The 14,112-nt window shown below is 67.3% G+C and carries 14 protein-coding genes and 2 pseudogenes; 14 read left to right on the top strand and 2 right to left on the bottom strand.

Features of this window, described 5'->3' with window-relative positions; genetic code table 11:
- The 11 genes and pseudogenes from NUV94_01170 to NUV94_01120 form a co-directional block, all read left to right on the top strand.
- Positions 1–360 (top strand): transposase (locus NUV94_01170; protein ID MCR4391402.1); only part of this gene is annotated, 360 nt, incomplete at its 5' end.
- Positions 361–365: 5 nt separating this feature from the next.
- The gene (locus tag NUV94_01165) at positions 366–626 is read left to right on the top strand and encodes a metalloregulator ArsR/SmtB family transcription factor (protein MCR4391401.1); all 261 of its coding nucleotides are present in this window, start codon (positions 366–368) and stop codon (positions 624–626) included.
- Positions 623–1,111 (top strand): annotated as a pseudogene (locus NUV94_01160) (permease). The gene NUV94_01165 and the pseudogene NUV94_01160 overlap by 4 nt, the downstream one beginning before the upstream one ends.
- 134 nt (positions 1,112–1,245) lie before the next feature.
- Complete coding sequence (locus tag NUV94_01155) at positions 1,246–1,497, top strand: hypothetical protein (GenBank protein MCR4391400.1); 252 nt, start codon at positions 1,246–1,248, stop codon at positions 1,495–1,497.
- Positions 1,490–1,864, top strand: a complete 375-nt coding sequence (locus NUV94_01150; protein MCR4391399.1) for a putative zinc-binding protein — start codon at positions 1,490–1,492, stop codon at positions 1,862–1,864. The genes NUV94_01155 and NUV94_01150 overlap by 8 nt, the downstream gene beginning before the upstream one ends.
- Positions 1,865–1,980: 116 nt before the next feature.
- Entirely contained in the window at positions 1,981–2,196 is a 216-nt protein-coding gene (locus tag NUV94_01145; GenBank protein ID MCR4391398.1) for a thioredoxin family protein, read from the top strand.
- Positions 2,197–2,286: 90 nt separating this feature from the next.
- On the top strand, positions 2,287–3,354 hold the full coding sequence (locus tag NUV94_01140) for a rhodanese-like domain-containing protein (GenBank protein ID MCR4391397.1): 1,068 nt from the start codon (positions 2,287–2,289) through the stop codon (positions 3,352–3,354).
- A 15-nt stretch (positions 3,355–3,369) separates the two neighbouring features.
- Positions 3,370–4,444, top strand: a pseudogene (gene arsB / locus NUV94_01135) (ACR3 family arsenite efflux transporter).
- Positions 4,329–4,805, top strand: a complete 477-nt coding sequence (locus NUV94_01130) for a thioredoxin family protein (GenBank protein MCR4391396.1) — start codon at positions 4,329–4,331, stop codon at positions 4,803–4,805. Before arsB ends, NUV94_01130 begins: the two are co-directional and overlap by 116 nt.
- A 207-nt stretch (positions 4,806–5,012) precedes the next feature.
- Positions 5,013–6,533 carry a cytochrome c biogenesis CcdA family protein gene (locus NUV94_01125; GenBank protein MCR4391395.1) on the top strand — a complete coding sequence of 507 codons (1,521 nt, stop codon included), beginning with the start codon at positions 5,013–5,015 and terminating at the stop codon, positions 6,531–6,533.
- Between the two features lie 255 nt (positions 6,534–6,788).
- On the top strand, positions 6,789–7,094 hold the full coding sequence (locus tag NUV94_01120) for a hypothetical protein (GenBank protein MCR4391394.1): 306 nt from the start codon (positions 6,789–6,791) through the stop codon (positions 7,092–7,094).
- Positions 7,095–7,164: 70 nt separating this feature from the next.
- Here NUV94_01120 and NUV94_01115 read toward each other — a convergent pair whose 3' ends face one another.
- Together NUV94_01115 and NUV94_01110 are read right to left on the bottom strand one after the other, a co-directional pair.
- Complete coding sequence (locus tag NUV94_01115) at positions 7,165–9,237, bottom strand: ABC transporter ATP-binding protein/permease (protein ID MCR4391393.1); 2,073 nt, start codon at positions 9,235–9,237, stop codon at positions 7,165–7,167.
- A complete protein-coding gene (locus NUV94_01110; protein MCR4391392.1) occupies positions 9,234–10,949 on the bottom strand; it encodes an ABC transporter ATP-binding protein/permease in 1,716 nt (571 codons plus the stop codon). The genes NUV94_01115 and NUV94_01110 overlap by 4 nt, the downstream gene beginning before the upstream one ends.
- Positions 10,950–11,054: 105 nt before the next feature.
- Between NUV94_01110 and NUV94_01105 the strand changes: the two genes are divergently transcribed.
- The 3 genes from NUV94_01105 to NUV94_01095 all read left to right on the top strand — a co-directional run bounded on the left by NUV94_01105 (position 11,055) and on the right by NUV94_01095 (position 14,111).
- Positions 11,055–11,333 carry a DUF3467 domain-containing protein gene (locus NUV94_01105; GenBank protein MCR4391391.1) on the top strand — a complete coding sequence of 93 codons (279 nt, stop codon included), beginning with the start codon at positions 11,055–11,057 and terminating at the stop codon, positions 11,331–11,333.
- A gap of 183 nt (positions 11,334–11,516) precedes the next feature.
- Positions 11,517–13,049, top strand: a complete 1,533-nt coding sequence (locus NUV94_01100) for an ABC transporter substrate-binding protein (protein MCR4391390.1) — start codon at positions 11,517–11,519, stop codon at positions 13,047–13,049.
- Between the two features lie 51 nt (positions 13,050–13,100).
- Entirely contained in the window at positions 13,101–14,111 is a 1,011-nt protein-coding gene (locus NUV94_01095; GenBank protein MCR4391389.1) for an ABC transporter permease, read from the top strand.
- Position 14,112: the final 1 nt, after the last annotated feature.

The raw sequence follows: 14,112 nt of genomic DNA, 5'->3' as shown, positions 1-14,112 counted from the left end.
CGCAACGGCACGGTGCAGCTCTTTGCAGCGCTGGAGGTCCATGCTGGACGGGTGATCCCGCGGATCGAGGACCGTCACCGATCCCGAGAGTTCCTGGCGTTCATGAACCACCTCCTCCAGGCGTACCCCAGCGGGGAGATCCACGTGATCCTCGACAACGTGATCACCCACCGCTCGAAGGAGGTCCAAGCCTGGCACGCCAAGCCCAAGCATCAGCGGGGGGTGTTCCCGACGAAGGACGACCTGGTGGAGAAGATCCTCGCCTACATCGACCGCTTCAACCACGACGGCCGCCCGTTCCGGTGGACGAAGACCGCCGACCAGATCCTCCGCTCACTCAGTAAGCTGACAAGACACTAGCGGCGATCGGGAAGGCCCTCGCCCCCCCGGCTCGGGTCCAGGTCCTCCGGGCCCTCGAGGGCGGCGAGCGGTGTGGCTGCGAGCTCGTGCCCCTGCTCGGCCTTGACCCCTCCGTCGTGTCCCGCCACCTCGCCCTCCTCTCCCGGGCCGGCCTCGTCACCTCCCGGCGGGAGGGGGTACGGATCCTGTGGCGCCTGACCAGCCCCGACATCCCCCGCATCCTGGACTGCTTGAGCACCTTGACCTGCGAAAGGACCCCCCAGTGAAGCGCGAGCTCCGCCTGACCCTCATCCTCCTCGACACGTTCCTCGCCGCGTACTTCGTCCCGTTCTCCCACCCCAAGGTCCAGAAGGCCCTGGCCGAGGCGTTCCTCCTTCAGGACTACGCCCGGGAGCATGTCCTCACTTGCCTTGTCCCGGCGCTGTTCATCGCCGGGGCGATCGCCGTGTTCATCTCCCAGGCGGCGGTGATCCGGTACTTGGGGTACCGGGCGAAGAAGGCCCTCGCCTACGGAGTGGCGTCGGTCTCCGGGACGGTGCTCGCGGTGTGCTCGTGCACGGTGCTGCCTCTCTTCGCCGGGATCTACACGCGGGGGGCGGGCCTTGGCCCGGCCATCGCCTTTCTTTATTCAGGGCCGGCGATCAACATCCTGGCCATCATCCTCACCGCATGCGTCCTGGGCCCGTCCCTGGGCCTGGCCCGGGCGCTCGGGGCGGTGTTGTTCTCGGTCGTGATCGGCCTTGCCATGCACCTCCTGCCTCCTCAAGCGTGATACCGGGGAGGTTGCCCGCATCCCCCAGTCCCTAATCGTGGCGACCGGGTATGTCCCGTCGGCCTACACCGCCCTGTGGCGATGGCGGTACCGGTACCCGGTGGCCGGCGCTCATGTACTTCGCCACCCTCACCGAGGTCCCGATCCTCCAGGGGCTCCTCGGCTCAGGGAAGGGCACGGGCCAGCGGGTGGGCCTCGGCCTTGGGGAGGCCCTGAGCGAGGTGAGGAGCCTTGGGCTCACGTCCGACGAGGGAGTCACGAAAGAGCTCCTTTCCCGGGTTGGCCGGCAAAATCCCGGCCGAGGCCAAGGATGCCTTGCCCGGGTGCTCCTTGCGCGGTACAACAAGGCGGTGAGGGATGGCTGAAAAAGCGCCGCTTGTCTGCTTTGGTGGCATGTCCAACGTCGGGACCTTGACCGCTCTCGCGGCGCTGGATGTGGCCAAGGCCGGGGAGACGACCGTCTTCTGTTTGGCTTCCTTGGCCAACGGCGACCCGGTGGTGCAGAAGCGCCTCCGGGAGACGGAGCGCATCGTGGCCGTGGACGGCTGCCCCCTTTCCTGCGCCCGCCGGATCGCGGAGCGGGCCGGGTTCGTCCCGGACCGGGCCCTGGTCCTCGCCGGGGACCTCGGGATCGCCAAGGGGTCGCCCCAAAGCGTGCCGGCACAAGACGTTGCGCGAGCCGCTGACCTGATCCGCAGCGCCTTGAGGGGCGAAACCCAAGGGAGGGGTTGACGAACCCAAAGTGGAGGGGGCCTGCGTTCAAGGGGGAGTTGTTGATCTACGCGCGCCGTGAGCGCCGGAGAGGCGGTTCTCGCTGCGAGGGAACCATCTGAATCCGGGAGGTGTATATGCGGAAGATCGAGGTGCTGGGAACCGGGTGCCCCAAGTGCCAGGCCACGCTGCGCAACGCGGAGCTGGCGGTGAGGGAGCTTGGGATCGAGGCGGAGATCATGGCCCGCGGCGTGATGATGACCCCCGCTCTGGCCATCGACGGGGAGGTCGTGGTGGGTGGGCACATCGCCACCGTGGCCGAGATCAAGAAGCACCTGCAAGGAACGCGGTGATGGGTAATGGCCAATGGGGAGCTGCTGATTGGCAGTCACTCATTGCCTATCACTCGTGACCCATCACGGAACTGAGGAAAGGAGGAGGGCATGAAGCGATGGTTGCTGACGGTCGTGATGCTGGGAGCCCTGGGGCAGATGGCGCTGGCGGCGCCGCGGCTCGTGCTGGATCGGGACCTGTACGACTTCGGTTCGGCGATGGACGGGACGGTGATCCGGTTCGAGGTCACGTTGACCAACGCCGGGGATGCCCAGCTCAACATCAGCCGGGTCGCCTACAACTGCAGTTGTACGAGCTACCACCTTCCCAAACGGGAGCTCGCCCCTGGGGAGTCGGTGAAGATGACGATCACGTTCAACACCACCGGCTACAGCCGGTACCGGCAGCCGGTGTCGCAGGTGCTGACCATCTACTCGAACGACCCGCAGAAGCCGGAACAGACGATCATCGTGCGGGGCAACGTGCGGAGCCTGGCCTCGTATGAGGCCCCGGCGGCGACCCTGGATCGTGAGTTCTATCTGCTCGTGGACCTCCGTACGCCCGAGGCCTACGCCCGCGGCCACCTCCTCGGGTCGATCAACATCCCGTTCGCCGAGCTTGGGCAGTGGCTGGCCCGGCTTCCCAAGTCGAAGATCCTCTACCTCTACGACGAGACAGGGGCCCAGGCCGTCCAGGCGGCGCAGATCCTGCAGCAGAACGGGTTCCTGATCTCCCGGGCCATCTCCGGCGGGCTCGCCGGGTGGTGGCAGGCCTTTGGGGACCTCTTCTTCGTGTGGGCTCCGGATGCGGACAGGACCCCGCCCGGCGGATCCCCGTACTTCGGTCCCTATTCGGTGTACCCGACCCGCGTCGCTGAGAGCTTCCTGTACATTGTGGACGTGCGTGCCCCCGAAGCCTACGCCAACGGGCACCTCGCCGGGGCGGCGAATGTGCCCCTGACCACCCAAGACGAGCTCGCCGCGTGGGCCGCTTCCCTCCCCAAGCCACGGCCGGGCACGGAGCTTTCGATCTGGATCGTGGACGACGACGGGACCAAGGCCTGCACGATCGCCCAGTACCTCCAGACCCAGGGGTTCACCAAGGCGCGGTGCCTGTTCGGTGGGCTCGCGAGCTGGCGTGCCCAGTACGGGGATGAGCTCGTGTGGCCCAAAGGGTGACCCGAAGACCAAGGGGCGCCGGTGGTGTCGATCCCGATCGGGATCGCCCTCTTCTTCATGATGTACCCGATCATGGTCAAGATCGACTTCGCCGAGGTCCTCAAGGCTGGCAAGAACCTGAAGCCGGTCCTGCTGACCCTGGCCGTGAACTGGGGGATCAAGCCGTTCACCATGTTCGGGATCGCTACCCTATTCCTGGGGGTGCTGTTCCGGGGGGCTCCTCCCGGGAACGGAGATCGTCAAGGACGGGACCCAAGTGGAGCTTTTCCGCTCCTACATCTCGGGGGCGATCCTCCTCGGGATTGCCCCATGTACGGCCATGGTCCTCATGTGGGGGTACCTGGCCCGCGGGAACCAGGGCCGCACCCTGGTCATGGTCGCGATCAACTCCATCGCGATGCTCGTCCTGTACGGGCCCTTGGGGAAGTTCCTCCTCGGGATCAACTGGATGCCCGTCCCATGGCAGGCGCTGCTTCTTTCGATCTCGATCTACGTGGCCCTCCCCTTGGTGGCCGGATACTTCACCCGGTGGTGGATCGTCCGGACCAAGGGCGAGGCGTGGTTCACCGCGCGGTTCCTGCCCATCCTGACTCCGATCTCCGTGGTGGCCCTGCTCCTGACCCCGGTCCTCCTGTTCACGTTCAAGGGCGAGACGATCCTCGAGAACCCCTTGACCATCCTGTGGATCGCCATTCCCCTCTTTCTCCAGACGTGGCTCATCTTCGGGCTCACCGCGGCGCGGGTCCTCAAGCTCGACTACGAGGACGCCGCCCCGTCGGCGATGATCGGGGCCTCCAACCACTTCGAGGTGGCGATCGCCACGGCCACAATGCTTTATGGCCTCGCCTCCGGGGCGGCCTTGGCGACGGTGGTCGGGGTGCTGATCGAGGTCCCGGTGATGCTGATGCTGGTCCGGGCCTGCCTGCGCACCCGGGGCTGGTTCGCCACCTCGGTCACCCGGCAAAGGAGGCGACGTGACGCGTTCAGCACTGACGAAGGCCATAGCGGTGCTCTCGGTTGGGCTCATCGGGGTTGCGGCCGCGGCCGCAGAGGTCGAGCTCCACTACTTCTGGTCCGCGACCTGCCCTGACTGCCAGGTGATGAAAGCGTTCCTCGCGGAGCTCTCCCAGGAGTACCCCGAGCTTGTGATCGTGGCCCACGAGGTCACGTTCAACCCGGACAATTGGCGGCTGATGGTCACCCTCGCCCAGGCCTACGGGTTGGACAGGGAGGTCACCCCCACGGTGATCGTGGGGAGCCTCGCCACGGCCGGGATCGGCCGGGCGGTGGAGCTCAGGATCCGGGAAGAGGTGGAGCGGTGCCTCGCCCAAGGGTGCCCCTCGCCCATGGAACGGCTTCCCGATCGCATGCGGCCGGCGCTGAGCCCGTTGGAGATCGCGCTCCTCCTCGCGGTCGGGCTGGTGCTGTTCCTGTTCTTGTGGGGACGGTAACCGTGGAGAAGGGGAGGGTTCTGCTCCTGTGCACCCACAATTCCGCTTGGTCTCAGATGGCGGCGGGCCGCGTTCCGCCGGGTTCGGGACGCGATAAGCGCGTGGATCGACGGCACGTTCGGGCCGGAGCGCCCGGAGACGACCGGAGCACGGTGACCGGCCCCGGTATACTGCGGGGCTGGAGGATCCCAACCGGAAGGGGGTAACGTGCACACCAACGTCGGACGGTCCAAGGACACGGACGTCTGGGGCAAGCCCAGGGTCAGGCTCGCGGTTGCCGTGGGGGCGGTGGTGCTCGCCCTCGGTCTGCCGGTCTGGGGGACCGAGCTCCTGTTCTTCTACGACGAGGGCTGCCCCCACTGCAAGCAAGTCGAGACGTTCCTGATCGAGCTCCGGCGGACGATCCCCGACCTCGTCATCCAGCGCTACGAGATCCATACCTCCGAGGGTTGGGAGCTCTTGACGAAGCTCCTCAGCGTGTACGGGGCGAACTTGGGCCCAGTTCCGATGGTGTTCGTAGGGGACGTGGCCATGGTTGGGGACACGTTCTACGGCCTCGGCCCGGGGCCGCAGGCGCTCGCGGGGGCGGCGCAGGAGATGGCGCTGGAGGACGCGATCCTCCGGGCCCAAGCCGCTGGGGCCCTGTCCCCCCTCGACAAGCTTCCCCCCACCGCCACCCAGGCCATACTCATCACCCGCGCCGAGCTCTGCCCGGCGTGCATCGAGCTCGAGGATCGGGTGATGCGGCTCATGGAGCGTCACCCGGATCTCGGGGTGAGACGGATCTCCCTCGATGAGCCGGGCACATCCACCACGTTCGAGAAGCTGACACGCCTGTTCGGGGCCCGGGGCGAGCCCCCGGCCCTGTTCGTCGGCGACGTGGCCGTGGTGGGAGGGAACCTCTATGCTCCCCGGCGCGATCCCCAGCCGTTCCCGAGCCCGGAGGCGGAGGAGGCCCTGGAGGAGGCGGTCAAGCGGGCGATCGCGAGCAAAGCCGCATCTCCTCTTGACCGGCTCGCGCTCCGGGAGAACCTCACCCTGGGGGCAGTGGTCGCCGGGGCGGCCCTCGACTCCATCAACCCCTGCGACTTCGCGGTGCTGGTCCTTCTCCTGGGGACCCTGCTCGTGGTGGGGAAAAGGGTGAAGGTCATCTGGGCCGGACTGGCGTTTGCCACCGGGATCTTCGTGGCCTACTTTGCGATCGGCTTCCTCCTTTACTCCGTGCTCGGGCTCACCGTGGGGACGAGGGCGTTCCGCGAGCCGTTCATCATCGCCGTGTCGGGCCTCGCTATCGTCGTGGGCCTTTGGCAGATGAAGGACCTCCTCTGGTACGGGAAGTGGTTCTCCATCGAGGTTCCGGAGCGGTGGAAGCCGTCGGTGAAGAAGGTCACGGCGTCGGTGGCCTCGGTGCCGGGGGCATTCGTGATCGGCCTCCTCGACTCCCTGTTCCTCGCCCCGTGCACCTCGGGCCCGTACATCGTGATCCTGACCCTCCTCTCCCAGACCGCGACCCGTTGGCAGGGGGCGGGGCTCCTCCTCCTCTACAACTTCATCTTCATCCTGCCGATGATCGCGATCACGCTGATGGTGCACTTCGGGCTCACCACCACCGCCCGCGCCGAGCGGTGGCGGAAGGCGCGCCTCGGGAAACTCCACTTCGCTACCGGCCTCGTGATGGTCCTCCTTGGGGTGGGGATGATCGTGGGGGTGAGGCTCGGGTATCTCTAAACCGGAAAGGCCACGCGGAAGGGCCCGGGTTTCCGGGGCCGGGAAATGCACCGCAGGGCCCGCCTGGATGGAGGAGGCTAAACGTTGTGACGAGTTGGCTGGAGAACCGTGGATGGCGACGGTTTCTGGGTGTGATCGCGATCGGGGCGGTGCTCTTGATCTTGCTCAGTCCATGGTATCACGGGTCCCCATTCTCCCTGGCCGTGTGCCTCTGGCTGGTGGGGTTTTTCACCGCTTGTGACGGGCTGTCTTGGGATGGCGTTCTTCGCCGATCCGACGTCGGTGCACATCGTTCTGGTGGCGGCCGGCACGGCAATTGCCATGATGCCATGGTTGGGCCTGCACGCCTTGGACCCGGCGGCCCACCGCCGGAATCGGGTTCTGGTCGTCGCGCCCGTCGCCGGGCTGGCGGTAATCCTCGCCCTCGGTCTGCCTGCGCTCTCGGAGGTCGCGGCGACCGGAAGGCCGTTCGGACCGTGGCACCTCGCCGTGCCAGTTGACGGCACTGCGCCCCTCCAACGAAACGCCGCCCGAATCGACGATCCGGGGCACCTGGGTTGAGCGGGCGAGAGCGCGTGGGGCGGCCGTCTTCCGCTGGCCAAGCGCAGCTGGGACTTCATCCTTTTTCCGGTTATCGCGTCTCCGCCCGGCCGCTTTCCCCGGCGAACTGGAGCTGCCACAGGGCCCAGAACAGGCCCTTCCTCGCGAGCAGCGCCTCCACCGTCCCCTCCTCGACGAGCCTCCCTTGGTGGATGACGAGCACGCGGTCGGCGTTGCGGATGGTGGAAAGGCGGTGGGCGATGGCGATCGTGGTCCGGCCGGCCATGACCCGTTCGAGCGCAGTCTGCACGGCGGCCTCGGTTTGGGAGTCCACGTTGGCCGTGGCCTCATCCAGCACGATCAGCTTAGGGCCAGCGGCCACCGCCCTCGCCAGGGAGAGAAGCTGCCGCTCCCCCACCGACAGGCGCACCCCGCGCTCCTTGACCTGGGTCCCGTACCCATCCGGCAGGCGCAGGAGGTGCTCGTGGAGCCCCACGCTCTTCGCCACCCGCTCCGCCGCATCCGGGGGAAGCTTCCCATCCCACATCCGGATGTTCTCGGCCACGTCCCCGGAGAACAGGAACACCTCCTGCGGCACCACGGCCAGCTGCCGCCGGTACTCCTCGAGGTCCAGGTCCGCGAGGTCCACCCCGTCCACGATGATCCGCCCCCGCTGCGGCCGGTAGAAGCCGAGGAGGAGGCTGACCACGGTGGTCTTGCCCGATCCGGTGGGGCCGACGATGGCCACCCGCTCCCCTGGGGCCACGCGGAACGAGACCCCCTTGAGCACCCAATCCTCACCCTGGTACGCGAACCACACGTCCTGAAACTCGATCTCCCCACGGAGGGCGGGGAGCTTGCGCGGCCCGGATGGTTCCTCCGCCTCGTTCATGAGCCCGAAGATCCGTTCCGCGGCGGCCATCGCCGCCTGGAGGATGTTGTACTTCTCCGAGAGGTCGGTGAGCGGCTGGAACAGCATCCGGATGTAGCTGGTGAACGCGACGAGGGCCCCGAGCGTGAACACGCCCCCGAGCACCCCTCGCCCGCCGTACCAGATGAGGAGAGCCAGGGCCATCGACTGCATGACCGAGATCACCGGCCCGAACACGCCGTACACGATGATCGACCGCAGCTGGGCCCGGAAGTAGCCCCGGTTGATGTCTTCGAACCGTTTGAAGCTCGCCCATTCCTGGCGGAACAGCTGGATGATGCCCATCCCGGAGATGGACTCGGCGAGGTACGCGTTGAGGCGGGCCAGGAGCCGACGGGCGGTTCGGTACGCGTCGCGGGCTTGGCCCCGGAACCAAAACGTGAGCGCGAGCAGCGGCGGACCGCACGCGAGCAGGATCAGCGTGAGCCGCGGGTTCAGGGCGAACATGATCCCCAGCACCCCGGCCATCATTAGGAAGTCTTGGGCCAGGCTGACCAGGGCTTGGGTGTACATGTCGTTGATCGCGGCCACGTCGTTGGTGGCCCGCGTCACCAGCCGGCCCACCGGTTGTTTGTCCAAGTAGCCCATCGGGAGGTGCAGGAGATGGCGGAAGATGGCCCGCCGCATGTCGAACACGATGCGCTGCCCGGCGTACTGGAGGATGTACACCTGTCCGTAGGCGAGCCCGAACCGGAGGGCGAGGAACCCGAGGTACGCCAGGGCCAAGAGCCCCAGGAGCTGCACCGACGACGCCCGCAGGCGCAGCAGGTCCCCTGGGGGGATGGAGCGGAGGGCACTCTCCGGGGCGGCGTAGCCGACCGGGGTGTCCCGGAACACGTGCTGGTACCGCATGGCCACCGGCGCCGCCGGGTCGTCGTGGGCGATGACGAGGTACCGACCGACGACGGCCTTCTCCTCTTCGAGCGCCTGTCGCGTGGCCTCGGGGAGCGCGCGACCGTCCACGAGGAACCGGCCCTCCCCGAGGGACACCGCGTCCGGGCTCGGTGGGATCGCGGTTGCCACCTCTAGCCATGACGGCACGAGCACCACGTCCACCGCCGTCTTCACAAGGTACGGCATCGCCAGCTCGACCACCGTGACCCCACCGGCGAGGAAGAGCGCGGCCAGGAACAGGCCCCAGTACGGACGGGCGTAGCTCAAAAGCCGGCGCATCAGGCGGACGTCGACCGCCTTGCCGATTTGGTCTTCCTCGTAGTCGTGATGTCCGTTCATCGGATGAGGGCCTGTTGGAGCTCGTTCAGGCGGGCGTAGAGGCCGCCGTGTCGCACCAGCCGGTCGTGATCGCCCTGCTCCACGATCCGGCCATCCTCAAGGACGATGGTCCAGTCTGCGTCCCGAACTGCGGAGATGCGGTGGGCCACCACGATGGAGGTGCGGCCCCGGAGCACCTCCCTCAAGTTCCCCAGGATCTCCTCCTCCACCTGGGCATCTACCGACGATAGGGCGTCGTCGAGGACGAGGATGGGGGGATCGAGGAGCAGGGCCCGGGCGATCCCGACCCGCTGTCGCTGCCCGCCCGACAGGGCCAGCCCCCGCTCCCCGACCACGGTGTCCAGGCCACTGGGGAAGGTCGCGATCTCCTCGGCAAGGCCGGCGAGGCGCGCCGCGTGCCAGATCTCGTCATCGCTCGCCTCCGGCCGGCCGAATGCGATGTTGTCCCGGATCGTGGCCGAGAACAGGAACACGTCCTGGGGGACCATCCCGATCGTTCCCCGCAGCTCCTTGAGGTCAAGGGCACGCACGTCCACTCCCCCCAGGAACACCGACCCCGGGGGTGGGTCGTACAGGCGGGGGATGAGGCGCACCAGGGTGGACTTGCCGGACCCGGTGAGGCCGACCACCCCTAGGGTCATCCCCTCCTCCACCACCAGGTCGATGTCCCGCAGGGCTGGCCTCTCCACCCCGGGGTAGGCAAACGTGAGCCTGCGGAACTCGAGGCGGGTCGAGGCCGGAAGCGGGGCCGGCCGCGGCGGGCTCTGGATGTCCGGGACCTCGGCGAAGATGCGCTCGATCCGGTTCATCGACGCCGCCCCCTGCTGGAGGAGGTTCACGATCCACCCCAGGGCCATCATCGGCCACACCATCATCCCGAGGTAGCTCGTGAACGCGACCAGGTCCCCCAGCTCGAGCGTCCCCGCCAGCACCCCCCGCCCGCCGAACCACATGATCAGCCCCGTCCCCATCCCCGCGAGGAGCCCGATCGACGGCTGGAACACCCCCCACACCCGCACCAAGGACATGTTGGCGTCCACGTACTCCCGGTTGGTGCCGCCGAACACCCGGGCGATGCCGTCCTCGCGGGCAAACGCGCGCAGGAGGCGGATCCCGGAGAGCGCTTCTCGCACCCGCTCCGTGAGCATGGAGAACACCGCCTGCACCTTCTCGAACCGGCGGTGGATGAGGCGGCCGAACCCCATCACCACCACCGTGATGAACGGGAGCGGCACGAACGCGTACATGGTGAGCCGGGGGGAGATCCCGATCATCGCCGCCAGCGAGAACGACACCATGATCAACGTGTCGGAAGCGAGCAGGACCCCCATGCTGCACGACCGCCGCACCGCCTCGAGGTCGTTGGTGGCGTGGGCCATCAAGTCCCCGGTGGAGTGCTCGGTGTAGTAGGTGGGGGAGAGCTTGAGGAGGTGGGTGTAGAACCGGTTGCGCAGGTCGAGCTCGATCAGACGCCCGGCGCCAAAGAGGAGGATCCGCCACACGAACCGGAACACGAACACCACCGCGGCGATGCCCAAGAGGTACAGGGCGTAGCGCAGGAGTTCGGTGCCGACCCCGGCCACGAGGTCGTTGACCGCGCTGCGCACGATGAGGGGAGCGATGAGCTGAAGGGCGTCGACGATGAACAACGCCGCGACGCCGGCGAGGAGGCGCAGCCGATACCGCCAAAGCTCACGGAGGATGCCGCGCATGACGATCGGAGATTATACGGGAAACCGCGGTTCCTCACCGCCGAATGCGCGGTCTCGGTTGCCCTATCCTCCCATCGCGGCTAGGATGCAAGCGGAGGTACCAACATGCCAGAACGGGAAATGCAGGTCGGCGCGGACATGGACACGCGGAAAGGGGTCTACTCCAACCTCGTCATCGTCTCCCACCAACCGGACGAGTTCTTCCTCGATTTCCTGCTCGTGGACCCCCAGGCCCAGACCCCGGAACGGGGCCAGGCCCTGCTCGTGTCCCGGGTCATCCTCTCCCCCCGCCACATGAAGCGCCTGCACGACGCGATCGGGGAGAACATCGAGAAGTACGAGAAGAACTTCGGCAAGATCGTGCTCCCGCCCAAGCTCACGTAGGAGTCGAACGGCCGCTTCCGCAGTCGGGGTCAAGCCATGCGGGAAGTTCCTCCCGCGCCGCCCGCTTGCGCTACCGAGAACCGCCCCGTATCCTTTTTTCTGGATGACCTCGCACCTAGAAGCTGCTATCGAGACCAGCAGCCGCTACCCCCTTCATCCTGTACCGATCCAAGGAGGGAGAACATGAACCGGAGACTGTGGACGTTCCTGGTCGTGGGACTGTGCCTGGTGCCGTCGCTCGCTGGCGTGGCCCAAGAGGCGAAGACCCTGATCGTGGGCATCGAGGCCGACGTGATGACCCTCGACCCCGGGAACCATCGCGATCGGACCACCCAAAACGTGATCAGGAACATGTTCGATGGCCTGGTCACGCGCACGCCGGCGATGGAGGTGGTGCCCGAACTCGCCGTGTCCTGGGAGCGGATCTCCGATACGGAGTGGGTGTTCCACCTCCGCGACGGAGTGACCTGGCACGACGGGGTCCCGTTCACCGCCGAGGACGTGGAGTTCACCGTGGACCGCACGGTCAAGGAGGGACGGATCGGCGGGCGGACCTCGCCCAGGAAGAGCCTGCTCGACCCGGTGATCGGCGCCGAGGTCGTGGACCGGCTCACGGTGAAGATCATCACCGCGGTCCCGTTCCCGGCCCTGCTCGCGTTCCTCCCGTTCCACGAGATCGTGCCCAAGCACTACGTGGAGGCGGTGGGGGACGCGTACTTCGCGGAGAACCCCATCGGCACCGGCCCGTTCCGGTTCGTGCGGTGGGACAAGGGCGTGCAGGTGGTGATGGAGCGCTACGACGGCTACTACGGCGGATCTCCGGACATCCCCCCGGTGGGCCCGGCCAAGCTGGACCGGGTGATCTTCCGGGTGCTTCCCGAGACCTCAACGCGCATCGCCGCGCTGCGGGCCGGCGAGATCCACATCGCCACCCGGATCCCGGTGGACCTGATCCCCGAGATCGAGGCCGGCCCGAACCTCCTCGTGATGAGCGTCCGCGGGACGAGAAGCACGTTCCTCGAGATGAACGTCACCCAACCCCCATTCGACGACGTCCGGGTGCGGCGGGCCATGAACTACGCGATCGACGTGAACAAGATCATCGAGCACGTCCTCGGGGGACTGGCCACCCCCATCCCCAGCCTCCTGTCCCCGGACTCCCCGTACTTCAAGGACCTTGAACCCTACGGGTATGATCCGGAGAAGGCCAAGGCCCTCCTCGCCGAGGCCGGCTACCCCCACGGGTTCTCGGTGACCATCGACTGCGAGGACTACCTCAAGGACGTGGCCCTGGTGTGCGCCCAGATGCTGCGGGAGATCGGGATCGACGCCCGGGTCCAGGTGTGGGAGCGGGGGATCCTCCGGACGAAGCTCCTCAACCGGGAGCGGGCGATGTGGATCGGCGACTGGGGCAATGCCACCCTCGACCCGATGGACATCATGATCCCCAAGCTCCGCACCGGGGAACGGGGCAACTACACGGGCTACTCGAGCTGCCTTTACGACGGGCTGATGGAGTTCGCCGAGCGCATCGCCCGCGATCCCACAAGCCGCACGGCTGCGTACCATATCGCCCAAGAGCTGATCCATCACGAGGCCCCGATGGTGTTCCTGTACGTGGCCGAGGAACTGTACGGGGTGAGTCGGCGGGTGATCGGGTGGCAGCCGAGCCCGGACAGCCGGATCAACCTCCACGACGTGGACCTGGGCCAGTAGGCCCACCTCGGGGAGGGGCGGGGGCCGTCCCTCCCCGGTTCCATCACCTGGATGACTGCCTATTTCGTGCGCCGGCTGTTGCAGGCCATCCCCGTATTCCTCGGGGTTACGTTCATCGTGTTTCTCCTGCTGTACCTCACCCCTGGGGACCCGGTGGAACTGATCATGGGGCGGACAGGGATCGTATCCCGCGAGGAGATCGAGCGCGTCCGGCACGAGTTCGGGCTCGACCAGCCGTTCCACGAGCAATACGGCCGCTTCCTCGCCGGGATCTTCCGCGGGGACCTCGGCCACTCCATCGTTTACCGCCGGCCGGTGTCTGAGCTCATTTGGGACCGGGTTCCTGCCACCGTGGAACTCACGCTCTTCGCCGCGTTCGTCGCCCTTCTCGTGGGCATCCCGGCCGGGGTGATCTCCGCCGTGCGCCGCTATTCCTGGCTGGACGCGGCAGGCACCATGGTCTCCCTCATCGGCGTGTCGATCCCCGGGTTCTGGCTGGGGTTGATCCTGGTCATCCTGTTCTCGGTGACGCTGAAGGTGTTGCCGGTGGCGGGGCGGGTCACGTACGGGACGGGCCTTGAGCCGCGGACCGGGTTCCTCATCCTCGACGCCATCCTTCAGGGCAACGGACGCGCCCTCGGGGACGTGCTGCGGCACCTGGTGATGCCGGCCCTCGCCCTGTCCACCGGGATGATGGCGATGACGATGCGCCTCACGCGGTCGAGCCTGCTTGCGACCCTCCATCAGGAGTACGTCCAGACCGCGCGGGCGAAGGGCATGCCCGAACGGAGGGTCATCCTGAGACACGCCCTGCGCAACGCGCTCCTCCCGGTGGTGACCGCGGTGGCCCTCAACCTGGGGGCGCTCCTCGGGGGGAACATGATCGTGGAGACCGTGTTCGCCTGGCCGGGGCTGGGGCGGCTCACGGTGGAGGGGGTGTACACGCGGGACTATCCGGTGGTCCAGGGTTGCGTCCTCGTGTACGCGCTCACCTACGTGCTCCTCAACCTGGCCGCCGATCTCTCCTACGTGTACCTGGACCCACGGATCGGGCCGAAGTGAG

The sequence above is a fragment of the Candidatus Acetothermia bacterium genome (genome assembly GCA_024653305.1).
Lineage (GTDB): Bacteria > Bipolaricaulota > Bipolaricaulia > Bipolaricaulales > Bipolaricaulaceae > JACIWI01.
This window is presented reverse-complemented; position numbering and strand designations above follow the sequence as displayed.

Coding starts and splice junctions, on each gene's coding strand:
- NUV94_01155 (MCR4391400.1), top strand. CDS start 1,246: ATGTACTTCGCCACCCTCACCGAGGTCCCGATCCTCCAGGGGCTCCTC.
- NUV94_01150 (MCR4391399.1), top strand. CDS start 1,490: ATGGCTGAAAAAGCGCCGCTTGTCTGCTTTGGTGGCATGTCCAACGTC.
- NUV94_01145 (MCR4391398.1), top strand. CDS start 1,981: ATGCGGAAGATCGAGGTGCTGGGAACCGGGTGCCCCAAGTGCCAGGCC.
- NUV94_01140 (MCR4391397.1), top strand. CDS start 2,287: ATGAAGCGATGGTTGCTGACGGTCGTGATGCTGGGAGCCCTGGGGCAG.
- NUV94_01120 (MCR4391394.1), top strand. CDS start 6,789: ATGGCGTTCTTCGCCGATCCGACGTCGGTGCACATCGTTCTGGTGGCG.
- NUV94_01115 (MCR4391393.1), bottom strand. CDS start 9,237: ATGAACGGACATCACGACTACGAGGAAGACCAAATCGGCAAGGCGGTC.
- NUV94_01110 (MCR4391392.1), bottom strand. CDS start 10,949: ATGCGCGGCATCCTCCGTGAGCTTTGGCGGTATCGGCTGCGCCTCCTC.
- NUV94_01105 (MCR4391391.1), top strand. CDS start 11,055: ATGCCAGAACGGGAAATGCAGGTCGGCGCGGACATGGACACGCGGAAA.
- NUV94_01100 (MCR4391390.1), top strand. CDS start 11,517: ATGAACCGGAGACTGTGGACGTTCCTGGTCGTGGGACTGTGCCTGGTG.
- NUV94_01095 (MCR4391389.1), top strand. CDS start 13,101: ATGACTGCCTATTTCGTGCGCCGGCTGTTGCAGGCCATCCCCGTATTC.